We start from the raw sequence: 21,565 nt of genomic DNA, 5'->3' as shown, positions 1-21,565 counted from the left end.
CCGGCTCCCGCACGTCGATCAGCATGATCTTGTCGCCGTCAGCGAGCAGATCACGCAACTCACCAGGGGTGATCGCACTGTCGGTCGCGGCGTCGGAGGCGACTCCGCAGAACTCGTCGTAGTCGACCAGCTCGGTGATCGACGGCGCGGCCGGGTCCTTGCGGATCGTGATCGTCCGATAGGTCATGGCGAGCGCGTCGTACATCATCAGCCGGCCCAGCAGCGTCTCGCCGAGCCCGGTGATCAGTTTGATCGCCTCGGTGCCCATCACCGACGCGATCGAGGCGCACAGCACGCCAAGCACGCCGCCTTCGGCGCACGACGGCACCAGGCCCGGCGGCGGAGCCTCCGGATACAAGTCGCGGTAGTTCAGGCCGCGGCCAGCGGGCGCGTCCTCCCAGAACACCGACACCTGGCCCTCGAAGCGGTAGATCGATCCCCACACGTAGGGCCTGTGCGCCAGCACCGCGGCGTCGTTGACCAGGTAGCGGGTGGCGAAATTGTCGGTGCCGTCGAGGATCAGGTCGTACTGCCCGAACAGGTCGACGGCGTTGGCCGCAGACAGCCGCACCTCGTGCAGGCGCACCTCGACCAACGGGTTCACCGCAGCGATCGAGTCGCGCGCGGACTGCGTCTTGGGCCGACCGATGTCGCCGACGCCGTGGATGATCTGGCGTTGCAGATTCGACTCCTCGACGACGTCGTCGTCGACGATGCCGATCGTGCCGACACCGGCCGCGGCCAGGTACAGCAGCGTGGGTGCGCCGAGGCCCCCGGCGCCGAGCACCAGCACCCGCGCGTTCTTCAGCCGTTTCTGCCCGTCGATACCCAGATCGGGGATGACGAGATGACGGCTGTAGCGGGCGACCTCGGCACGGGTCAGCTCGGCAACCGGCTCAACTAGCGGCGGCAACACCCCACCGAGGCTAGGCGATCGGGTACGGCCAGGGATTGAACCGGCAGGTCTTACCGTCCGGCTTGACGAATTCCGGATCGAACTTCGCGTTGTCGTCGTTGGACGTGGAGAACGTCTGCTGCATCATGATCGGTGCCAGCGCGCCTTGTTTGTCGCAGGGTTCGTGGCGCAGGTAGCCGATGGCGTGGCCGACCTCGTGGTTGATCAGGTACTGCCGGTAGGAACCCACGTCGCCCTGGAAGGGCAGCGCGCCGCGCACCCAGCGTGCCTCGTTGATGAAGACCCGCGGCTCGACCCCGGCCCCGTAAGACGGGTTGTAGCAGGATGTCTCGAGCGGAAACTCGTACCCGCAGCCTTGCCGAACGGTCATCGGCGTGCTCAGCGAGATGCGGATATCGGGTTTGTTTCTGCCATTCGCGTCGACCCTGACGAACGCGAACTGCGCGTCATGGGTCCAGCTCTTCGGATTGGCCAGCGTCTGATCGACCATTGCGGCGAACGCGTCGTCACCGCCGAACGCGGTGGGGTCCATGCCGTTCTCGACCTCGACGGTGTACTTGAAGACTTTCGCCGTACCTTGGCCGACCTGCGCTGTGACTCCCGGAGCCAGGTGCCAGGACTTGGCGCCCACATCGGTGAACGCGCCCCCGTTGGGCAGCATCCCGGTCGGCAGGCTGGCGTCGTACTGGGTCAGACCGCGGGGCGGGGCATCGGCGATCACCGTGCCCACCGCGCCGATTTTCGGCGGACCCTGAACCGGTTGCCCGGACGCCGGCGCGGACGCGCTGGTACCGGTGACGGTCTGGTAGAGCACCACCCCGGTAACGGCAACCAGTATCGGTAGCGCGTACGCGCGCCAGCCGTAGGTCGACACGAAACGTCCCAGCCACGTCTGTTTCCGAAAACGGCTGGTACCCCGGTTCGACCGGACCCGCCCTTCGCCACCCCACGTCAGTGGGTCCCGTTGGGCGCGCAGCGGTTCTCGCCAGTCGTCGCGAAGAACCGGTGTCCGGTTGCCCCCGCGCCGGTCGGGGTCGAAGGTCACTTTTCCAGGATGGCACAACCGCCGCTAGCTGGGACTCTCGGCGCGCCCGAAGGTGCCTGTCACACGCTGACATGCCGACATTCAGGTCGTAGGTGATGATCGAGAATGCGAGGCGAGTAGTAGTGTCGTTGCGATCAGCAGCGCACTCGCAACACCGGCGCTACGACAAGCAGATTGAGGACTGGATGAGCGATCTTGCCAACGCCGCCGGAAGGAGTGGGGTGAAGCCCGCCACCGCTGCTCGGCGCGGCAACCGACTGCCTCGTGACGAGCGTCGGGGCCAATTGCTTATGGCTGCCAGCGATATTTTCGTCGACCGCGGCTACCACGCCGCCGGAATGGACGAGATCGCCGAGCGTGCTGGGGTCAGCAAACCCGTTCTCTACCAACACTTTTCAAGCAAACTGGAGCTGTACTTAGCGGTCTTGGCGCGCCATGTCGAGAACCTGGTGTCCGGTGTGCGTCAAGCGCTGCGCACCACCACCGACAACCGGCAACGGTTGCGGTCGGCCGTGCAGGCCTTCTTCGACTTCATCGAGCACGACGGCCAGGGCTACCGGTTGATCTTCGAGAACGACATCATCACCGAGCCTCAGGTCGCCGCACAGGTACGAGTCGCCACCGAGTCGTGCATCGACGCGGTTTTCGATCTGATCAGCGCCGACTCCGGGTTGGACCCGCACCGCGCCCGGATGGTCGCCGTGGGTCTGGTCGGGGTCAGCGTCGACTGCGCCAGATACTGGCTGGACTCCGATCGGCCGATCACCAAGGACGACGCCGTGGACGGCACCGTGCAGTTCGCCTGGGGCGGCCTGTCACACGTGCCGCTTACCCGCTCTTAGCGGCGACGCTTCCGATCCCGAAGCCGACGCGACGCGAGTCCGCGGCACCGATCTCGACGTAGGCGATCTTGGCCGAATTGACCAGGAAGCGGCGGCCTTTGTCGTCGGTCAGGCCAAGCACGTTGGAATCTTTGCCGAGCGCGGCGCTGACGAGTGCTTCGACTTCGCTGGGCGTCTGCGGGCTGGTGAACACCAGCTCGCGCGGGCTGTCCGTGATCCCGATCTTGACCTCCACGCCGGCCCCTTCCCAATCTTTGGTAATCGATGCTCCGACATGCAGGCTAGTGGACGCCGGGAGAGTGTGCTCAAAGCCGGTCGCCGCCAAGGATTCGCGGGCGCCGCCGAGACCGGCCGCCGTTGGCAAATCGTGACCTGACACGCCTGCGCGCTCGGCCTCGAGCAGATGTCACACCGATAACATCTGCATCATCAGCACCACACACTACCTGGATGGCGAGCTCCAGGACTACTCCGATGACACCGTCGACGACATCTACGCCGACGGGGATTACTCGCTGTCCGATCACCGGTGGCGCCCGATCGCGGCCATCGCCGGGATCGTCTTCGTGCTCGCCGTCATCGCCACCGTCGTGATCGTCAACGGCGGCGACAGCGCGTCGACGTCGGCCACCGTGTTGGCGCCACCGGGCCGCAGCGCGTCACCGCGGCCCAGCTTGGTGCCGGTCCTGCCGCCGGAGACGGTCACCACCGTCACCCCGCCCTCCCATCAACCGAGCCCGACGGCCACCAGCACCACGCCTACCGACATCGCGCCGCCGGCCGCTGTCCCCTCGACGCCGCCGGACGTCGCCGCCCGCACGTTCGTCTACCGGGTCACCGGCACCAAAGGGCTTTTGGATCTGGTCACCGTCGTCTACACCGACGCGCAGGGCGCGCCGCAGACCGACTTCAACGTGTCGCTGCCGTGGTCGAGGACCGTCGTGCTGAACCAGGGGGTCGGGCTGCGATCAGTGGTGGCGACCAGCCTGACCGGCCACCTCAACTGCTCGATCAGCGATGGCGTCGGTCAGCCCGTGGCGATCTCGACCGGCAGCACGATGATCGCCACCTGCAGCCGCTAGGCCTAGTCGAGCCCCAGGTCACGCATCCGGTCATTGTGTAGGCGCTGAAGCCGGTCGAAGAACCCGGCCAGCTGCGTCAAGCCCGCCGTCCTCGACACCACCAGGTCGACCAGCTCATCGTGTTCGGCGAGCACATACTGGGCCTGGGTAATCGCTTCACCGAGCAGACGACGTGACCACAACGCCAGCCGGCTGCGCTGTCTGCTGCTCTTGGTCACCGCGGCCCGCACCTCGGCGACGACGAACTGCGAATGTCCGGTCTCGGCCATCGTCGCGCGCACCACGTCGGCAACCTCGTCGGGCAGCCCGTCGGCGATCTGCAGGTAGAAGTCCGCGGCGAGCGAATCACCGACATAGGTCTTGACCAGCGCCTCCAGCCAGGTGCTCGGCGTGGTCAGCCGGTGGTAGCCGTCGAGGGCGGAGGCGTACTTCGACATCGCCGGCACCACGTCGACGCCGCGGCTCTCCAGGGTGTCGTGCAGCAGCTCATAGTGCCCCATCTCGGCTGCCGCCATGCTCGCCATCGAGATCCTGCCGCGCAGATCGGGCGCCATCCGGGCCTCTTCGGTGAGCCGGTAGAAGGCCGCGACCTCGCCGTAGGCCAAGACCGCGAACAATTCGTTGACGCCGGGATGGTCCGCGGGCAGGCGTGGCGGAGGCGGATCGGCCAGCGTGTCGCCCGGCGAAAGCGAAGTCATGCCAACACTCTAGGTGTGATGCGTGGCGACTCGCTGCGCGCTGCCGTAGCCACCAAGCCGGGCGGCGGCGGCCCACCAGTTACAATCAATCCAGGTAATGGCGGTAGATCCGTACCACCGCTGCCTAAGCAATGTGCGTGCATGCAGTTGGCCCGCCTCAGTAAGCGCAGGGCCCGCGGATCGGCAACGTATTCGACCGTCAACTGGTGCGCGCGTGACCGCAACGATTGACAAATCGAATACGAAACCGAAAGGCGTACGTGCTACACGCATGAGTCCACTCATCACACCCAACCGAGCCGCAGCCGAAACTACCTTTGCCGACCTCGGTGTCCGCGACGAAATTGTGCAGGCACTGAAAGAGGAAGGCGTCGAACATCCCTTTGCCATCCAGGAACTGACGCTGCCGCTGGCACTCACCGGCGACGACCTGATCGGGCAAGCCCGCACCGGAATGGGCAAGACCTTCGCGTTCGGCGTGCCGCTGCTGCAGCGGATCACCACCGCGGGGCCCGATCGGCCCCTGTCCGGCATCCCCCGCGCACTGATCGTGGTGCCCACCCGCGAACTCTGCCTACAGGTCTACGGCGACCTGTCCACTGCCGCCAAGTATCTGACCACCGAGGACGACCGAAAGGTGTCGGTGGTGTGCATCTACGGCGGCCGGCCCTACGAGCCGCAGATCGAGGCGCTGCGCGCCGGCGCCGACGTCGTGGTCGGTACGCCCGGACGGCTGCTCGACCTGGCCCAGCAGGGACACCTGCAGCTCGGCGGCCTGTCGGTGCTGGTGCTCGACGAGGCCGACGAGATGCTCGATCTGGGCTTCCTGCCCGATATCGAACGGATTCTGCGCCAGATCCCCGACGAGCGGCAGGCGATGCTGTTCTCGGCGACCATGCCGGACCCGATCATCACGCTGGCCCGCACCTTCATGAACCAGCCCACCCACATCCGGGCCGAGGCGCCGCACTCCTCGGCGGTGCACGACCTCACCAAGCAGTACGTCTACCGCGCGCACGCGATGGACAAGGTCGAGCTGGTCAGCCGGGTGCTGCAGGCGCGCGGACGCGGCGCCACCATGGTCTTCACCCGCACCAAGCGCACCGCGCAGAAGGTCGCCGACGAGCTGGCCGAACGCGGTTTCGCCGTCGGCGCCGTGCACGGCGACCTGGGTCAGATCGCCCGCGAGAAGGCGCTGAAGCAGTTCCGCGCCGGCGACATCGACGTGCTGGTCGCCACCGACGTGGCGGCCCGCGGCATCGACATCGACGACATCACCCACGTGATCAACTACCAGTGCCCGGACGACGGGGACGCCTATGTGCACCGCATCGGCCGCACCGGACGGGCCGGTAAGACCGGTATCGCGGTCACGCTGGTCGACTGGGACGAGCTGGCCCGCTGGACGATGATCGACAAGGCGCTCGGGCTGGGCTGCCCGGATCCGGCCGAGACGTACTCCAACTCGCCGCACGTCTACGTCGAGCTGGACATTCCGACCGACATCCGGGGCTCCATCGGAGCGCCGAAGAAATCACCGGTCAAGCGCGCCACGTCCGGTGGCCGCAACGGCGACGAGCCCGTGCAGCAGCGCAACAGCGACCGGCAGCGACGCCGCACCCGCGGCGGCAAGTCGGCGACGGGCCATGCCGATGCCAACGGCAAAGCCGACACGGATGGGTCGACCCCAGCCGCAGACGGCGTGTCCGGCGACGGCACGCGAGCACGGCGTCGTCGTCGCCGCCCCCGCAAGTCGGCGGGCGCGACGGCAAGCGCCAACTAAGCCGGCGCCGCTGCTGCCCGATGGTCAAGCCGGAACGCCGCACCAAAGCTGATCTCTTGGCTGCAACCGCAATCGTGGCCGTGGTCGCCACGGCCGCGGCGTTGATCTGGTGGACCAGCGACGCCCGGGCCACGATCAGCCGGCCCGCGACGGGGCCCGCGCCCAGCCCGAGGCTGGCCCACGAGGTCCCGCCCTCGCTCAAGCAGCTCTGGACCGCCCCGAATGCGCCGACCGACCAGCCTGTCGTGGTCGCTGGAACCGTCGTCACCGCCGACGGTCGTGTCGTACAAGGCCGCGATCCGGTCACCGGCCAGGTGCGATGGACCTACTCGCGGGATAGCGATCTGTGCGGGGTCGCCGGGGTCTACCGCTTCGCGGTCGCGGTCTATCGCGACGACCGGGGCTGCGGTCAGGCCAGCACGATCGAAGGATCCAACGGAAGCCGGGGGCCCGCCCGCAGCAGCTATGCCGACAAGCGGGTCACGCTGTCTTCCGACGGCACGACGGTGTTGTCGGCCGGCGATACCCGCCTCGAGCTGTGGCGCTCGGACATGGTCCGAATGCTGTCCTACGGCGAGATCGACGCGCGGATCAAGCCGTCGTCGAAGGGCTTGCACACCGGATGCCGATTGACCTCGGCGGCGGCCAGCTCGTCGGCGGTTTCGGTGTTCGAGGCGTGCGGCCGGCAGACCGATCTGCGACTCAAGCTGCTGCGTCCGGCCAAGGACGAGGACGAACCCGAACAGCGCGACGTGCCCGAGCCGGGCATCGGCGTGGATTCCGGCGCCCGGGTGGTGGCGCTGGCCGAGACCAGGACGGCCGTCTACCTGCCGGCGCCGCAGCCCAGGGTCGACGTCATCGACGCATCGGGCACCACGGTGGGAAGCACGGTGCTGCCCAAGCCGCCGTCGTCGTCCGGTGTGGTGACCCGGCCCGGCAACCTGATCACCTGGTGGACCGGCGACAGAGTGATGGTCTTCGATTCCGCGAACCTGACCTACCGCTACTCGATCGGGCCCGCCGGCTCGTCTGTCCCAGTGGGTCCGGCGACCTTGATGGCGGGCAAGTTGCTCATCCCGGTCACCGACGGCATCGCCGTCTGCGACCCGGTCACCGGCGTCGGCGAAGACTTCCTTCCGGTGCAGCGGCAGCCGACCAACTCAGCGGTGATCCCCGCCGTGGCGGGTTCGCAGCTGCTCGAGCAGCGCGGCAACACCCTCGTCGCGCTGGGCTGACTACACGTCGATGGTGAACGTCGGCAGCGCCTTGCCTGACTTCCAGTGCTTGAGCAGCGCCTGGGCCAACTCCTGGTAGGCGGACGCGCCTTTGTTCTTGCGTGCGGCGAGCACCGACGAACCCGACGCGCTGGCTTCGGCGAAACGCACCGTGCGCGGGATCGGCGGCGCCAGTACCGGCAGGTCGTAACGATCGGCGACGTCGAGCAGCACGTCGCGGGTATGGGTGGTGCGCGGGTCGTACAGCGTCGGGAGCGCACCCAGCAGCCGCAGGCCCGGGTTGGTGATCTGCTGGACGTCGTTGACCGTGCGCAGGAACTGCCCGACGCCGCGGTGCGCCAACGTTTCACATTGCAGCGGCACGATGACCTCGTCGGCGGCGGTCAGCCCGTTCAGAGTGAGCACGCCCAGCGACGGCGGGCAGTCGATCATCACGACGTCGAACATGTCGCCGAGTTTGTCCAGTGCCCGTTTGAGCGCATATTCGCGGCCGGCCCGCATCAGCAGCATCGCCTCCGCGCCGGCCAGGTCGATATTCGCCGGCAGCAGCGTCATTCCCTCGGCGGTGTCCACCAGGGCGGCGTTGGGCTCGACCTCACCGAGCAACACGTCATGCACCGAGACCGCCAACTTGTCCGGGTCCTGACCGAGCGAAAACGTCAGACATCCCTGCGGGTCCAGGTCGATGAGCAGCACTCGGCGTCCCGCTTCCACCATCGCCGCACCCAACGACGCGACCGTCGTCGTCTTGGCCACCCCGCCCTTCTGGTTGGCCACCGCCAGCACTCGGGTCCCCTTCATCAGACGCCGCTCCTCCTATGTCCATCGCTGGCGGTTAACAACTGCCATCCTGGCATCAACACCATGGTGCCCGCGCGCGGATGGCTATGTGTGTCAGGCAGAATCGGTCAGCATGGGCGTCGAGAGCCATCGATTGGTGTTGTTACGCCACGGGGAAACCGAGTGGTCGCTGTCCGGCCGGCACACCGGGTCCACCGATCTCGACCTCACCGACAACGGTCGCGCCCAGGCCGTCGCCGCCGGTCCGACGCTGGCCGACCTGCGCCTTGACGATCCGAAGGTGATCAGCAGCCCGCGCCGGCGTGCGGTGGAAAGCGCCGAACTGGCCGGCCTGTCCGTTGACGAAAAGTCCGAACTGCTCGCCGAGTGGGATTACGGCTCCTATGAGGGCCTGACGAGCGCGGAGATTCACACATCCCATCCCAGTTGGTCGATCTGGACACACGGCGGCCCGGACGGCGAATCTGTGGCGCAAGTCAGCGAGCGCGCGGACCGGGCCGTCGCTTTCGCGTTGGAGCTGATGGTGAAGCGTGACGTGGTGTTCGTGGGGCACGGCCACTTTTCGCGCGCCGTCATCACCCGCTGGGTGCAGCTGCCACTCGTCGAGGGCAGCCGCTTCGGCATGGGACCCGCCTCCATCGCGGTCTGCGGGTTCGAACACGGGATCCGCCAGCTGAGCGCGCTGGGGCTTCCCCGTCCTTACGACGACTGAGCCGAATGACCACTGAGCCGCCGTTTGTGCTGTGCGGGCCGGCCGGCGTGCTGATCGGCGACGGCGTGCAGGCCTGCTATCGCGACGTGGCCACTGCACAGTCGTCGTTGCGATCGGGTTCTGTGTCAATAGTGTTGGGCGCGTTGGCTTTCGACGTCAACGGGCCCGCGGCGTTGATGGCGCCGCGCTCGGTGCGCCACGCCGATGAACTACCCGACTGGCCGACCGATCCGCTGCCCGCGGTGCACGTGGCCGAGTCGATTCCGGCGCCCGACGAGCACCGTGACCGGGTTCGGCGGGCGTGCGACGTGCTGACCGCGGCGGGCAGCACGCTGCAGAAGGTGGTGCTGGCCCGCGCGTTACGGTTGGCCGCCGATGCCCCGCTGGACGCCCGGATGATCCTGCGCCGGTTGGCCGACAACGACCCGGCCGCCTACGGCTACCTCGTCGACCTGTCCGCGGCGGGCGAACCGTATGCGGGCATGGCGCTGGTCGGCGCCAGTCCGGAGCTGCTGGTGGCGCGCGACGGCGACCGGGTGACGTGTCGGCCGTTCGCCGGGTCGGCGCCGCGTGCCGCCGACCCCGACGTCGACGCCGCCGCCGGGGCGGCGCTCGCCGATTCGGCCAAGGATCGCCACGAGCATCAGTTGGTTGTCGACAGCATGGCCGAAGCCCTGCGCCCGCTGTGCAGCGAGTTGACTTTTCCCCCCACGCCCGCGCTGAGCCGCACCACCGCGCTGTGGCACCTCAGCACCCCGATCACCGGGCGGCTGCGCGACATATCAACCACCGCAATCGATTTGGCGCTTGCCTTGCATCCCACCCCGGCGGTCGGCGGGGTGCCCGCCGACGCCGCCGCGCAACTCATCGGCGAGCTGGAAGGCGATCGCGGGTTCTACGCCGGCGCGGTGGGTTGGTGCGACGCCGCCGGCGACGGCCGCTGGGTGGTGACCATCCGTGGCGCGCAACTGGCCGCCGACCGTCGCACTGCACTGGCCCACGCCGGTGGCGGCATCGTCGCCGAATCCGACCCCGACGGCGAAGTCGCCGAGACCACAACAAAATTCATCACCATCCTGACCGCGCTGGGGGTTCAGCCGTGACCGTCCGCATCCGTCGAGCCGCACCACCCGATGCCGCGGCGATCACCGCGATGATCCACGACCTGGCCAGCTTCGAGCACGCCGCCGATCAATGCAGTGTCGTCGAAACTCAGCTCAGCACGGCGCTTTTCGGTGATAACCCGACGCTGCGGGCGCACGTCGCCGAGGTCGACGGCGAAGTCGCCGCGATGGCACTGTGGTTTCTCAACTTCTCGACCTGGGACGGCGTCGAGGGCATCTACTTGGAAGACCTCTACGTGCGGAGTCGATTTCGCCGTCTCGGGTTAGCCCGCGGCCTGCTGGCGGCGCTGGCACGAGAGTGCGTCGACAACAACTACACCCGGCTGGCCTGGGCGGTGCTGAACTGGAACACCGACGCGATTGCGCTGTATCGGACCGTCGGCGCTGCGCCGCAGACCGAGTGGACCACCTACCGGCTGTGCGGTCGCGAGTTGGCCGAGTTGGCCGGGCCGGGCTGATCGTCCCCGGATAACCAACGCAACGTGGCCGGACTGAACAACAACGCCAACGCCATCGACGCCACTACGGCGACCGGGACCCCGAGCAGCGGCCGGTGCGAGCCCACCGTCAGGTACCACGCCACCGGCAGCAGCAACAGTTCGGCGAACACCGCGAGCCCGCGTCCCCAGCGCCTGCCGGTCAGCAGGGCCCAGCCGGCGGCCAGCACAGCGCCACCGGCCACGACGAACCACAGCGCGGTCCCGAAGCCGTTGGCCACTCGCTGATCCGCACCGCCAATCGCCCGAATCAGCAGGACCGCGGCGACCACCAGGCCCGTAGCGCCTTGAACTGCGACGATCAACCCCGCGCCGCGCACAGTGGCTGGAGGACGCGTGATCACCGCCTCAGCGTAGCCACCCCGCTCCCGTAGGCTTTGGCTTCATGCGCGCCGTCCTGATCGTCAACCCGACCGCGACCTCGACCACCACGGCCGGCCGCGATCTGCTGGCGAACGCACTCAAAAGCCGCCTGGATTTGACCGTCGAGCACACCCGGCACCGCGGCCACGGCGGCGAAATCGCCCAGGCCGCGGTCCAGGATGGCGTTGATCTCGTCGTGGTGCACGGCGGCGACGGCACGGTGAGCAATGTGGTCAACGGCCTGCTCGGCAAACCAGGCCAGCTGCCCACCGGGCATGTCCCCGCGTTGGCGATCGTTCCCGGTGGATCGGCGAACGTGACTGCACGGTCGCTGGGCATCCCGCCGGGCCCGATCGACGCCACCAACCAGCTCATCTGGCTACTCGACAAGTACGGCCAAGAAAAGAAGTGGCGCCGGATCGGGCTGATCGACTGCGGCGAGCAGTGGGCGGTACTGAACGCCGGCATGGGCGTCGATGCCGAGGCCGTCGCCAAAGTGGAGGCCCAGCGGGTCAAGGGCAAAAAAGTCACGCCGACGCGCTACATCACCGCAGCGACGATCGCGACGGTCGCGTACTCCCGCAAGCAGCCGCGGCTGACCGTGGAGCTGCCCGGGCGTGAGCCGATTTCCGGGGTGTACTTCGTCTTCGTGTCCAACTGCAGCCCGTGGACTTACGCCGATGATCGGCCGATGTGCACCAACCCCGACACCAGCTTCGAATCCGGACTGGGCGTCTTCGGCGTCACCGGGTTGAAGGTCGTGCCCAGCCTGAGGCTGGTCGCACAAATGTTCTCCAAGCAGCCCAAGATCGAGGGTGACCAGGTCGTTCGGGACGACAACGCGGACTGTGTGCGGGTGACGTGCGCCGATCCACCCATGGCGAGCCAATTCGACGGCGACTACCTCGGCGTGCGCGAACGGATGACTTTCCGCGCCGTCCCCGATGCCCTGGACGTCGTCGCTCCGCCTCTAAAAAGGCTTCCCGACCTGCGGTGATCGCAGAATGTGGCTAAAAGCACTGGTCAGGCTCCGAGCGAGTGTAGTACAAACGATTAAGGGATTTAGTAATAGATCTCTGAAGTGACATTGACCACGGACCACGAGCCGCTATTGACATCTGTTGAGCCTGTGAAACGATCGAACGATTGCATGCAACGGTACGGAAACATTACTTGTGCCTGCGTTAACAGCCGAAGAAAATCATTCGTGCGCACGTTGCTGCGCACACAGTGAGGAGTAACTACTTATGGATTGGCGCCACACTGCGGTCTGTCGCGACGAGGACCCGGAGCTGTTCTTCCCTGTCGGGAACAGCGGTCCGGCCCTCGCACAGATCGCCGACGCGAAACTGGTCTGTAACCGCTGCCCGGTGACCACCGAGTGCCTGTCGTGGGCGCTGAACACCGGGCAGGACTCCGGCGTGTGGGGCGGAATGAGCGAAGACGAGCGACGGGCACTCAAGCGTCGTAACGCTCGAACGAAGGCCCGCACCGGAGTCTGACCAGGCCTTCGCAACGGTGCGGCCCCGACGAATTGTCGGGGCCGCACCGTTGTGTATGGGCACTACTGCACGGCGCGTGCACGACGACCGATCGGCACGCGCAACACCACGTCGGTCCCGCCTTCGGGGGCGTCCTGCATCTGCAGCGTGCCGTCGAGCTCGGCGGACACCAGGGTCCGGACGATCTGCAGGCCCAGCCGGTCGGACTTCTCGACGCTGAAACCCTCGGGCAGCCCGCGACCATTGTCGTGGACCACCACGTCGAGCCAGCGAGCCGACCGTTCCGCGCGGATCATCACCGAACCGCCCGAGGCGGCCGCCTCGCAGGCCGGCGGGTCAAACGCGTGCTCGATGGCGTTTTGTACCAGTTCGGTGATCACCATGATCAGCGCGGTCGCCCGATCGGAGTCCAAGACACCGAGCATGCCCGCTCGGTTGATCCGGATCGGCGTGTCCACTGTGGCCACGTCGTTCATGATCGGCAGGATTCGGTCGATCACATCGTCGAGGTTGACTTCCTCGTCCACCGACATCGACAGGGCGTCGTGGACCAGCGCGATCGACGACACCCGTCGCACCGACTCGATGAGCGCCTCCCGGCCCTCGGCGTTGGTCGTCCGGCGGGCCTGCAGACGCAGCAGCGCCGCGACGGTCTGAAGGTTGTTCTTCACGCGGTGGTGGATTTCCCGGATCGTGGCGTCCTTGGAGATCAGCGCGCGGTCGCGCCGCTTGATTTCGGTGACGTCGCGAGCCAGCACCGCGGCGCCGGCCGCCTTGCCCTGCACCACCAGTGGCAGCGTGCGCAACAGCACCGTGGCGCCACCGGCATCGACCTCGATGCGCATGCTGGCCCCACCGGCCAGGGAGTCGAGCACGTGCTCGGCGAGTTCCCGGGCCTCGAACGGATCGGAGATCAGCGGCCGGGTGACCGCGATCAGGTTTTGGCCTTCCAGCTCCGAGGTCAGGCCCATCCGGTGGTACGCCGACAACGCGTTCGGGCTGGCATAGGAGACGACCCCGTTGACGTCGAGCCGGATGAAGCCGTCACCGGCGCGCGGGCTGGAGCGCGACATCGCCACATCCCCTACGTTGGGAAAGGTGCCCTCGGAGAGCATGTGGACGAGGTCCGCGGCGCAGTCGACGTATGCGGTCTCCAGCGGGCTGGCCTTCGGGGTGTCGGCGACGGCGGTCTGATGCGTCAGCACCGCGACCACCGAGTCGTCGTGTCGCACCGGCACAGCTTCGATGTTCACCCCGGTCTGCTGCCACGAATACTGTTGGCCCGCATCGCGTTCCAAGCCAATGTCGCCCGATTCAAATGCCGCCGCGATCAGTGGCATGCGATCGGCCTGAACGACGGTCCCCACCGCGTCGCGCAGCAGAACAGTGGGCGCGGTATTGGGCCGGCACTGCGCGACGCAGACCAGCGAGCCGTCGTCGCGGCGCACCCACATCAAGTAGTCGGCGAACGAGAGATCGGCCAGCAGCTGCCACTCGCCGACCACGGCATGCAGGTGATCGACGGCGCTGCCCGGCAGGACGGTGTGTTCGGCGAGCAGGTCACCGAGGGTGGACATCGGCGACTCCCGCTATCAAGCTCAGACGACTAGCTGATCACGGCGATGAGATCGCCGGCTTGGATGACGTCTCCCACCGACACGCTCACCTTGCTTACCGTGCCGGCGACCTCGGCCAGGACCGGGATCTCCATCTTCATCGATTCCAGCAGCACCAGAGTGTCGCCCTCGCTGATCTGGTCGCCCTCATGGACCACGACTTCGAGCACGCTGGCCACGATTTCTGCCCGGACGTCCTCGGCCATAGTCACCCCGTTCATCAGCCAGTCGGATTGCGTATTCGCGTCGCTTCATCGAACCACAATCGATTTCCCCGGTTGCACTCAGAGCTTGGCGCAACCGTGGGCCGTGTCGGCGTCAGCCGCGGCCTCCGGCAGCCCATTTGTGCAGCTGAAAGGTCACGATTGATGTCGTGGAGATATCGATAAGCAAACTCCAAGATCACTAAGAGAACCTATAGAGCCGCTTTCGTGATCGTGTCGTGTTCGAAATGTGACATTTGGCAAGCAGAGTGTCCAAAGTGACTCGAGTGCCCAAAGGTCATCGAGTGAAACAGCCAAAATTGAGGAGTATTCCGTTGTCCGACAACACGTTTGCGCATTCGACAACTCGCCGACCACTCACCCGAGTGGCAACCGGAATCGGGGTGACGCTGGCAGCAATCGCCACGATCGGGCTTGGCGCCGGTGCCGCCGCAGCCGCTCCCCAGCAACCTTTTGCCGCCGATGACCCCATCCCGGGCATGCCGGGTGGCGCGGGTAGCGCGGTGAATATCGCCAACTCGCTCTTCGGCTCGCTGAGCGGGCTGATGAACAACGTCATCCCGGGGGCCGGGGACCTGCTGATGCCTGCCACCGGCGCGCTCGGCGGCGGCGGGGGCCTTCCGGGCGGAATGCCCGGCGGGCTCGGCGGACTGCCCGGCGGTGTCCCGGGTGGGCTTCCTGGTGGAATCCCGGGTCAGTCCCCGGGGCTCGGCGGTTACCCGGGTGGGCTTCCTGGTGGAATGCCGGGTCAGTCCCCGGGGCTCGGCGGCTACCCGGGCGGACTTCCTGGACAGACGTTGCCCGGCCAGACCCCCGGTTACCCCGGCGGCCTTCCTGGACAGACGTTGCCCGGGCAGTTCCCGGGTCAGACGCCCGGCGCCTTCGGTCCGGTCGCGCCGGTACAGGCCCCGTTGGCCGGCCAGCAGGGTCCGGTCTCGTCGGCGAGTGCCAACGGCGGCACCCTGGTGCACGTGCCGGTGGTGTAGCAGTTGGCTTCCATCGCCAACGGCATGAAAGACTGATCGACAAGCAGAACTGCGAGGAGGATCAGTCATGGCCAAGCGAGGCCGGAAAAAGCGTGACCGCAAGCACAGCAAGGCCAATCACGGCAAGCGGCCCAACGCTTGACCAACCGCTCAATTCAACAAAGACGCGGACCGTCCGACAGGCGGCCCGCGCCTTTGTTTTTGGGGTCTTCAGTGGTTTTGGCTTGTGACGTGGCAGGACTTACCGACCGCGGATGATGGTGGTCCGGCTGATCTCCACCCGTAGCCGCTCACGCAGACCCTCCGGAGCCTTCTCACCGCCGCATTTGGAGCCAATCAAGCCTTTGATCCGCTCCTCCAGCCCATAGAACTGGAAGCAGGGTGGGCAGTCCTCTAGATGCTGGCGGAGCTTGGCCTGGGTCTCTGGGGTGCACTCGCCGTCGAGCAAGCTCCATACCTCGGCGATCACCTCGGCACACTCGGCCTTGATCTGCGTTGGTTCCGCTCCGAGCCGGGGCTCGGGCGTCGACGGGAAGTCGCTCACGACGACACCTCCTCGGGCGTCTGGCCACCGCGAATGAATCCCCGCTCCTTGGCCACGTCGGTCAACAGCTCCCGCAGCTGACGACGGCCGCGGTGCAGTCGCGACATCACCGTTCCGATCGGAGTATCCATGATCTCGGCGATCTCCTTGTAGGGAAAGCCCTCGACGTCGGCGTAGTAGACCGCCATCCGGAATTCCTCAGGCAGCGCCTGCAGCGCCTCCTTGATTTCGGTGTCAGGCAACGCCTCCAGCGCTTCGACCTCGGCTGACCGCAAACCGGTCGAGGAATGCTGGGCGGTGGCGGCGAGCTGCCAGTCGCTGATCTCATCCGTCGGATATTGGGCCGGCTGCCGCTGCTTCTTGCGGTAGCTGTTGATGTAGGTGTTGGTCAGGATCCGGTAGAGCCACGCTTTGAGGTTGGTGCCCTCTTTGAAGGACCGGAAGCCCGCGTAGGCCTTCACCATGGTTTCCTGCAGCAGGTCCTCGGCGTCGGCGGGGTTGCGGGTCATCCGCAGCGCGCCACCGTACAGCTGATCCAGCAGCGGAATCGCGTCACGCTCGAAGCGCGCGGTCAGCTCCGCGTCGGTCTCGTTCGAGCGGCGGCGCGCCGAACCGTCGGAGACGTCAGCGGACTCCGACTCGGTCGCGCTATCTATGTCGGCCATAGTGGGTAACGCAGTCCCTTCTGTCGCGATGCCGGTGAACAGGTCCATCAACACCGGACCCGTCTGGCACCCGGCCAACTGCTCTTCGCCGATGAGGCTTGTCGCCGTTGACACAGAGATCCCCTTTCCCAATCTAAAGGCTGCGTCTGACACTGTCTGCTTTGCATGGGTCAACAGCGGCGATCACCCCGCTATTTCCGGGTGGCGCCGGACGCAATCCGGGCCGATGATTCGGGGCCACTGTGAGCAGCGTTACTGTGGCGCTCATGTCACTCAAGGGCAAGACCATGTTTATCTCCGGTGCCAGCCGCGGAATCGGCCTGGCCATCGCCAAGAGGGCCGCGCAGGACGGCGCCAACATCGCGCTGGTGGCCAAGACCGCCGAACCGCACCCCAAGTTGCCCGGCACTGTCTACACCGCCGCCAAGGAGCTCGAGGAAGCCGGTGGCCAGGCGCTGCCGATCGTCGGCGACGTCCGCGACCCGGATTCGGTCGAATCGGCGGTGGCCAAGGCCGTCGAGCAGTTCGGCGGCATCGACATCTGCGTGAACAACGCTTCGGCGATCAACCTGGGGTCCATCTCCGAGGTGCCGATGAAGCGATTCGACCTGATGAACGGCATCCAGGTGCGCGGCACCTACGCGGTGTCCCAAGCGTGTATCCCGCATATGAAGGGCCGGGAGAACCCGCACATCCTGACACTGTCCCCGCCGGTTCTGCTCGGGAAGGAATGGCTTAAGCCGACGGCATACATGATGGCGAAGTTCGGTATGACGCTGTGCGCACTGGGTATAGCCGAGGAACTGCGCGCAGACGGCATCGCGTCGAACACGCTGTGGCCACGCACGCTGGTGGCCACCGCCGCGGTGCAGAACCTGCTCGGCGGTGAGGAGGCGATGGGCCGGGCACGCCAGCCGGAGATCTACTCCGACGCGGCCTACGTGATCCTCAACAAGCCCTCCCGCGAATACACCGGCAACACGCTGCTCTGCGAGGACGTGCTGCTCGACTCCGGCGTCGCCGACTTGTCGACCTACAACTGCGTACCGGGTGGCACACTCGGCGTCGACTTCTGGGTGGACGGCGTCAACCCGCCGGGGTACTCCGGCCCCTAGTCGTGCCCGGTGCGGCGACTCCGGCGCTGGCGGTGCTCATCGACGCGGGCGTGCCGCACGAGTTGGTGAAGTACGACCACGACCCGCGGAGGCGTTCCTTCGGCGGCGAAGCCGTACGGGCGCTGACCACCGCCGGCGCCGTCGACCCCGAACAGATCTACAAGACGCTGATCATCGCGGTTCCGGACGGGTTGGCGGTCGCGATTCTCCCGGCGCCGGCGCGGTTGTCGCTCAAGGCGGCCGCCGCAGCTCTGGGCGCGGGCAAAGCCACCATGGCCGACCGGCGCGCCGCGCAGCGGGCGACCGGTTATGTGCTGGGCGCCGTCTCGCCCTTCGGGCAGCGCACGCGGCTGCCGACCGTCGTCGACTCCGGCGCCATGGCCTGGGAACGGATGTACGTCAGCGCGGGTCGCCGCGGCTGGGACGTCGCCGTCGCACCCGCAGATCTCGTCCGGCTTACCGGCGCGGTCACCGCGGGGATTCAGGCCTGAGATCCGAGACGACAAGCCGGTATCCGAGATCCAGCTCTGGCATGTCGAGAAGATCGGCATGCCGACGCGCCCAGGCACCGCTGGCAAGGTCGGCACTGAGCCGCTCTAATCCCTTTGTTAGCAACGCTTTCGGTGTCAGCGCGAACATCGAGATCCCGGATCGCACGGTCTCTTCGAGATAAGCATGAGGGCGGCGCCAGTAGGCTCCGCCGAATCCGTCGACGCAGTCATGCGGTACGGGCACCGTCTGTATCGACGCCGTGCCCAGCAGCGAAATCAGAGTGGAGATCGGCACAGCCAGCCGCGCGTCGGTGTCTGCGACGGCAGGCAGATACTCACGCAGCAGCCAGAATTGGCGAAAGACGGTGTCATCCCAGGTGAGGATCACGACACGATGACGGGCGACGCGGATCATCTCGAGGACTCCGGCAGCGAGGTCCGACCAGTGGTGCACGGTCAGCAACGCGATCGACGCATCGACGGCATCTGTGCCGACGGGCAGGTGTTCGGCCGCGGCCCGCACCGCAGGAGCGGCGTCGGCCCGGCGTTGCGCGATCATCACGGGGCTGGGTTCCACGGCGACGACGGTGTTCGAGGGTTCGTAGGAACCGGTCCCGGCACCGATGTTCGCGACCGTAGCCATCCCCGCAAGCGCCTGGTAGAGGAGCGTGCCGATGCGTGGATCCGGTTGGCGGGTAAGCGAATACGTCCTACCCGCCCGGTCGTAGCGGATCACCGTCCCAGCATCGTGCTTACGCTGTCGGCGAAGGCGGCTGTGGTGAAGCAGATCGGCTCGGCGAACTCCTCCATGGTCAGCGCCTCATGCCAGCCGGCGTCGGCGGTGGCACGCAGCAGCGGCTTGGTCATCGCGACCGCGTGCGGCGGCATCGCCGCCACCCGCGCACACCACTCGTCGGCTGCAGCAAGCAGTTCGTCGTGCGCGACGACCTGCTGCACGAGACCGAGCCGCTGCGCAGTGTGCGCGTCGATGTGCTCACCACGCAGGTAGTAGGCAAGCGCGCCCTGGTAGCCCAGTCGGCGGGTCAGCGCCCAACTGGTGCCGACCTCGGGAAGTAGGCCGATACGGCCGAACGCGGGCACGATCACTGCCCGCTCGCTGGCAATGGCGAGGTCGCAGGTCAGCGCCCAGGCCAACCCGACGCCGGCCGCCGGTCCGTTGATCGCGGCCACGAAAATCGTGTCTGACCCGGCGATGAGCCTGGCGATCCCGCCGAACTCGCGACGAATCCAGCGCCACACATCGGCGACACCCTCCGGGTTGGTCAGCTGTTCGATGGCCGAACGCATCATCTTCAAGTCCCCACCCGCGCTGAAGCCCGGATCGGCACCGGTGAGCACCACACTGCGAATGTCGCTGTCGACGACGAGAGCTTCAATCGCGCAACGCAATTGGCGCACCAGCGGCGCCGAAAGCGCATTGAGACGGTCAGGTTCGTCGAGGGTCACCACCGCCCGGTCGCCACGGTGCTCGACCCGAACCCGACGCGGCGCGTCCGGGTCGTCGCCGTCGGCGACCATGCCGGCATATAACGATTCTGTTGAGCTCATCAGTTGTCCTCCTCAATAGCGTTGGCCCGCAGCGCCATCCATGCGGCGTCTGCGAACGTCTTGATCACCCCGCGCGGCACTCGGGGTTCGTCGCCGGCGATCCAATTCCGGCTGAATTCCTGAGCTGGACCGAACCACAGTGCGGCGGTGACTCCGGCCTGCATCGGACGCAAGACTCCGTAGCTGTGGTGCGGACGCCACCAATCCCGCACGGCGGCGAAGAACGCCGTGTTCGCGACGCGCAACTCCGCGCTGTCCAGCCGGTCGCCCAGCAGCAACGCAGCCTCGCCACGGTTGGCGGCCACCCAGCGCAGGTGGTGTGCTACGCCGCCGCGAATCCCGTCTTCCGCGGTGTCCTGCCGGCGCAGCATCGCCACAAAACTCCCCTGGTACTCGCTCATCAGCTGGGCGTAGACGGCGGCAGCCAACGCAGGCTTGTCCGGGAAGTGGTGGTAGAGCGCCCCAACGCTGACGTCGGCGTCGCGCCGGATCTCATCCAGCGTCGCGGCGATGGCGCCGTCCGCCGCGAACCGGCGGCGGGCGGTCGCCATCAATCGGTCCCGCGCTTCGCCCGGTGCTGATCTCGGCACGAGAAATACTCTACCGCTACCGAGGAATCCTCTGTTACCTGATCAGGCGAACGCGCTCTGCCCGGTAATGTGCCGGCCGACGATGAGGGACTGGACTTCCGCAGTTCCTTCGTAGGTGACCAGGGCCTCCATATCGCACAGGTGGCGCATGACGTGGAAGTCGAGCAAGACACCGTTGCCGCCCAATACGTCGCGGGCCAGTCGACACACGTGGCGGCCTTTGACTGTGCAGTAGTACTTGGCGAGCGCGGCCATCGTTTCCTCGGCCTTGCCGTCATCGATCAGCCGGGCCATACGGATGGCGTACAGCTGCATCGAGGTGAGGTCGCCGAGCATCTCCACCAGCATCGACTGAATGACCTGGGTCCTGGCGATTGGCCTGCCGAATTGCTTTCGCCGCAGGGCGTAGTTCAGCGCGATGTCATAAGCCGCGACTGCGTGTCCGGCCGACCCCCACGCGACGGTATTGCGGGTGCCCGCAAGCACTTTGCCCACATCTTTGAAGCTGTTGCAGTTCTGCAGTCGGGCGTCTTCGGACACCCGGCAGTCGGTGAGGGTGATGTCCGCGTTCTGCACCATCCGCAGCGACATCTTGCCGCCGATCTTGGTTGCCGCGTAGCCAGGGTTCTCTTTCTCCACCACGAACGCCTTGACTTGGTTATCCGCGGTGTCGCGGGCATATACGACGATGAAGTCGCACCACACGGCGTTGCCCGGCCAGCGCTTACGGCCGTTGAGCACCCATTCGTCGCCTTGCCGCTCCGCGGTGGCCTCGAGGATGACGGCGTCCGAACCGTGCTCGGGCTCGGTCAACGCGAAGGCGCCAATCTTTTCCAGGCGCGCCATCGCCGGCAGGTAGCGTTGCCGCTGTTCCTCGCAGCCCAGGATGTTGATCGACTGCATCGCCAACCCGAGGTGTACGGCAAAGAATGTGGCGATGCTCCCGTCGATGCGGGACAGCTCGTAGGTGACGAGGCCGGCGGCGACCGCGCTCATCGACGTGCACCCGTGGTGACCCAGGTTGTAATCGCCGACGACGTTCAGCGCGGCAAGTTTCGGGATCAGGTCGAACGGGAACTCGCCGCGTTCCCAATACTCGTTGACCATCGGCAGCATCTCGGCCTCGCCGAACACCCGGACCTTGGCGAAGATCTCCTTTTCCGAG

General features: G+C 66.8%; 27 protein-coding genes. 13 read left to right on the top strand and 14 right to left on the bottom strand.

Translation table 11 applies throughout. From position 1 onward, the window contains the following. On the bottom strand, positions 1 to 913 hold a 913-nt coding region (gene moeB / locus VGH54_RS26055; RefSeq protein ID WP_331515018.1), incomplete at its 3' end, for a molybdopterin-synthase adenylyltransferase MoeB. A gap of 13 nt (positions 914 to 926) precedes the next feature. Further along, complete coding sequence (locus VGH54_RS26050) at positions 927 to 1,979, bottom strand: DUF3152 domain-containing protein (protein WP_331515017.1); 1,053 nt, start codon at positions 1,977 to 1,979, stop codon at positions 927 to 929. A 167-nt stretch (positions 1,980 to 2,146) separates the two neighbouring features. On the opposite strand from VGH54_RS26050, the gene VGH54_RS26045 reads away from it, so the two are divergent. Beyond that, positions 2,147 to 2,803, top strand: a complete 657-nt coding sequence (locus VGH54_RS26045) for a TetR/AcrR family transcriptional regulator (protein WP_331515023.1) — start codon at positions 2,147 to 2,149, stop codon at positions 2,801 to 2,803. On the opposite strand, the gene VGH54_RS26040 is transcribed toward VGH54_RS26045, so the two are convergent. Then, positions 2,790 to 3,038: a DUF3107 domain-containing protein gene (locus tag VGH54_RS26040; RefSeq protein ID WP_331515016.1), complete on the bottom strand. Its 249-nt coding sequence runs from the start codon at positions 3,036 to 3,038 to the stop codon at positions 2,790 to 2,792. The genes VGH54_RS26045 and VGH54_RS26040 overlap by 14 nt on opposite strands. Positions 3,039 to 3,228: 190 nt before the next feature. Here VGH54_RS26040 and VGH54_RS26035 point away from each other — a divergent pair, with 190 nt between their 5' ends. Then, positions 3,229 to 3,885, top strand: a complete 657-nt coding sequence (locus VGH54_RS26035; RefSeq protein ID WP_331515022.1) for an MmpS family transport accessory protein — start codon at positions 3,229 to 3,231, stop codon at positions 3,883 to 3,885. Between the two features lie 2 nt (positions 3,886 to 3,887). Here the strand turns inward: VGH54_RS26035 and VGH54_RS26030 are convergent, their stop codons facing one another. Beyond that, a complete protein-coding gene (locus VGH54_RS26030; protein WP_331515015.1) occupies positions 3,888 to 4,583 on the bottom strand; it encodes a ferritin-like fold-containing protein in 696 nt (231 codons plus the stop codon). 271 nt (positions 4,584 to 4,854) lie between these two features. On the opposite strand from VGH54_RS26030, the gene VGH54_RS26025 reads away from it, so the two are divergent. Both VGH54_RS26025 and VGH54_RS26020 read left to right on the top strand, forming a co-directional pair. After that, a complete protein-coding gene (locus VGH54_RS26025; RefSeq protein ID WP_331515014.1) occupies positions 4,855 to 6,366 on the top strand; it encodes a DEAD/DEAH box helicase in 1,512 nt (503 codons plus the stop codon). A gap of 20 nt (positions 6,367 to 6,386) precedes the next feature. Continuing rightward, the gene (locus tag VGH54_RS26020; RefSeq protein ID WP_331515013.1) at positions 6,387 to 7,601 is read left to right on the top strand and encodes a hypothetical protein; all 1,215 of its coding nucleotides are present in this window, start codon (positions 6,387 to 6,389) and stop codon (positions 7,599 to 7,601) included. Here the strand turns inward: VGH54_RS26020 and VGH54_RS26015 are convergent, their stop codons facing one another. Continuing rightward, on the bottom strand, positions 7,602 to 8,402 hold the full coding sequence (locus tag VGH54_RS26015) for an AAA family ATPase (protein WP_331515012.1): 801 nt from the start codon (positions 8,400 to 8,402) through the stop codon (positions 7,602 to 7,604). It abuts the gene before it with no gap. Positions 8,403 to 8,514: 112 nt separating this feature from the next. On the opposite strand from VGH54_RS26015, the gene VGH54_RS26010 reads away from it, so the two are divergent. Genes VGH54_RS26010 through VGH54_RS26000 form a run of 3 tightly spaced genes read left to right on the top strand, consistent with a single transcriptional unit; the run spans position 8,515 to position 10,696 of the window. Further along, entirely contained in the window at positions 8,515 to 9,114 is a 600-nt protein-coding gene (locus VGH54_RS26010; protein WP_331515011.1) for an acid phosphatase, read from the top strand. Between the two features lie 5 nt (positions 9,115 to 9,119). Next, on the top strand, positions 9,120 to 10,217 hold the full coding sequence (locus VGH54_RS26005) for an isochorismate synthase (protein ID WP_331515010.1): 1,098 nt from the start codon (positions 9,120 to 9,122) through the stop codon (positions 10,215 to 10,217). Further along, the gene (locus tag VGH54_RS26000; protein WP_331515009.1) at positions 10,214 to 10,696 is read left to right on the top strand and encodes a GNAT family N-acetyltransferase; all 483 of its coding nucleotides are present in this window, start codon (positions 10,214 to 10,216) and stop codon (positions 10,694 to 10,696) included. The genes VGH54_RS26005 and VGH54_RS26000 overlap by 4 nt, the downstream gene beginning before the upstream one ends. Here VGH54_RS26000 and VGH54_RS25995 read toward each other — a convergent pair. Further along, positions 10,648 to 11,079 (bottom strand): hypothetical protein, encoded by a 432-nt coding sequence (locus VGH54_RS25995; protein WP_331515008.1) that lies wholly within the window; start codon positions 11,077 to 11,079, stop codon positions 10,648 to 10,650. The genes VGH54_RS26000 and VGH54_RS25995 overlap by 49 nt on opposite strands. A gap of 41 nt (positions 11,080 to 11,120) precedes the next feature. Between VGH54_RS25995 and VGH54_RS25990 the strand changes: the two genes are divergently transcribed. Continuing rightward, a complete protein-coding gene (locus VGH54_RS25990; protein ID WP_331515007.1) occupies positions 11,121 to 12,095 on the top strand; it encodes a diacylglycerol kinase family protein in 975 nt (324 codons plus the stop codon). A 250-nt stretch (positions 12,096 to 12,345) separates the two neighbouring features. Continuing rightward, positions 12,346 to 12,600 carry a transcriptional regulator WhiB1 gene (gene whiB1, locus VGH54_RS25985; RefSeq protein WP_067341882.1) on the top strand — a complete coding sequence of 85 codons (255 nt, stop codon included), beginning with the start codon at positions 12,346 to 12,348 and terminating at the stop codon, positions 12,598 to 12,600. A gap of 62 nt (positions 12,601 to 12,662) precedes the next feature. Here whiB1 and VGH54_RS25980 read toward each other — a convergent pair whose 3' ends face one another. Both VGH54_RS25980 and VGH54_RS25975 read right to left on the bottom strand, forming a co-directional pair. Then, entirely contained in the window at positions 12,663 to 14,177 is a 1,515-nt protein-coding gene (locus tag VGH54_RS25980) for a sensor histidine kinase (RefSeq protein ID WP_331515006.1), read from the bottom strand. A gap of 29 nt (positions 14,178 to 14,206) precedes the next feature. Further along, complete coding sequence (locus tag VGH54_RS25975; protein ID WP_331515021.1) at positions 14,207 to 14,422, bottom strand: biotin/lipoyl-binding carrier protein; 216 nt, start codon at positions 14,420 to 14,422, stop codon at positions 14,207 to 14,209. 383 nt (positions 14,423 to 14,805) lie between these two features. Between VGH54_RS25975 and VGH54_RS25970 the strand changes: the two genes are divergently transcribed. Beyond that, the gene (locus VGH54_RS25970; protein WP_331515005.1) at positions 14,806 to 15,426 is read left to right on the top strand and encodes a hypothetical protein; all 621 of its coding nucleotides are present in this window, start codon (positions 14,806 to 14,808) and stop codon (positions 15,424 to 15,426) included. A 67-nt stretch (positions 15,427 to 15,493) separates the two neighbouring features. After that, entirely contained in the window at positions 15,494 to 15,568 is a 75-nt protein-coding gene (locus VGH54_RS30115) for a 50S ribosomal protein bL37 (RefSeq protein WP_011728008.1), read from the top strand. A gap of 99 nt (positions 15,569 to 15,667) precedes the next feature. Here the strand turns inward: VGH54_RS30115 and rsrA are convergent, their stop codons facing one another. Both rsrA and VGH54_RS25960 read right to left on the bottom strand, forming a co-directional pair. Next, positions 15,668 to 15,916, bottom strand: a complete 249-nt coding sequence (gene rsrA, locus VGH54_RS25965) for a mycothiol system anti-sigma-R factor (protein ID WP_331515020.1) — start codon at positions 15,914 to 15,916, stop codon at positions 15,668 to 15,670. Between the two features lie 50 nt (positions 15,917 to 15,966). Beyond that, positions 15,967 to 16,635, bottom strand: coding sequence for a sigma-70 family RNA polymerase sigma factor (locus tag VGH54_RS25960; RefSeq protein ID WP_331515019.1), 669 nt, complete (start codon positions 16,633 to 16,635; stop codon positions 15,967 to 15,969). A 266-nt stretch (positions 16,636 to 16,901) separates the two neighbouring features. Here VGH54_RS25960 and VGH54_RS25955 point away from each other — a divergent pair, with 266 nt between their 5' ends. Together VGH54_RS25955 and VGH54_RS25950 are read left to right on the top strand one after the other, a co-directional pair. Continuing rightward, the gene (locus tag VGH54_RS25955) at positions 16,902 to 17,750 is read left to right on the top strand and encodes an NAD(P)-dependent oxidoreductase (protein ID WP_331515004.1); all 849 of its coding nucleotides are present in this window, start codon (positions 16,902 to 16,904) and stop codon (positions 17,748 to 17,750) included. A 2-nt stretch (positions 17,751 to 17,752) separates the two neighbouring features. Next, positions 17,753 to 18,241 carry a YbaK/EbsC family protein gene (locus VGH54_RS25950; RefSeq protein ID WP_331515003.1) on the top strand — a complete coding sequence of 163 codons (489 nt, stop codon included), beginning with the start codon at positions 17,753 to 17,755 and terminating at the stop codon, positions 18,239 to 18,241. Here VGH54_RS25950 and VGH54_RS25945 read toward each other — a convergent pair. The 4 genes from VGH54_RS25945 to VGH54_RS25930 all read right to left on the bottom strand — a co-directional run. After that, on the bottom strand, positions 18,219 to 18,977 hold the full coding sequence (locus VGH54_RS25945) for a class I SAM-dependent methyltransferase (protein WP_331515002.1): 759 nt from the start codon (positions 18,975 to 18,977) through the stop codon (positions 18,219 to 18,221). The genes VGH54_RS25950 and VGH54_RS25945 overlap by 23 nt on opposite strands. Beyond that, positions 18,974 to 19,810 carry an enoyl-CoA hydratase/isomerase family protein gene (locus VGH54_RS25940; RefSeq protein ID WP_331515001.1) on the bottom strand — a complete coding sequence of 279 codons (837 nt, stop codon included), beginning with the start codon at positions 19,808 to 19,810 and terminating at the stop codon, positions 18,974 to 18,976. Before VGH54_RS25940 ends, VGH54_RS25945 begins: the two co-directional genes overlap by 4 nt. Next, complete coding sequence (locus tag VGH54_RS25935) at positions 19,810 to 20,361, bottom strand: TetR/AcrR family transcriptional regulator (protein WP_414688806.1); 552 nt, start codon at positions 20,359 to 20,361, stop codon at positions 19,810 to 19,812. Before VGH54_RS25935 ends, VGH54_RS25940 begins: the two co-directional genes overlap by 1 nt. Before the next feature lie 81 nt (positions 20,362 to 20,442). Beyond that, a partial coding sequence (locus tag VGH54_RS25930) for an acyl-CoA dehydrogenase family protein (RefSeq protein ID WP_331514999.1) occupies positions 20,443 to 21,565 on the bottom strand: 1,123 nt, incomplete at its 5' end.

This window comes from Mycobacterium sp. (assembly GCF_036488105.1).
Classification (GTDB): Bacteria; Actinomycetota; Actinomycetes; order Mycobacteriales; family Mycobacteriaceae; genus Mycobacterium.
This window is presented reverse-complemented; position numbering and strand designations above follow the sequence as displayed.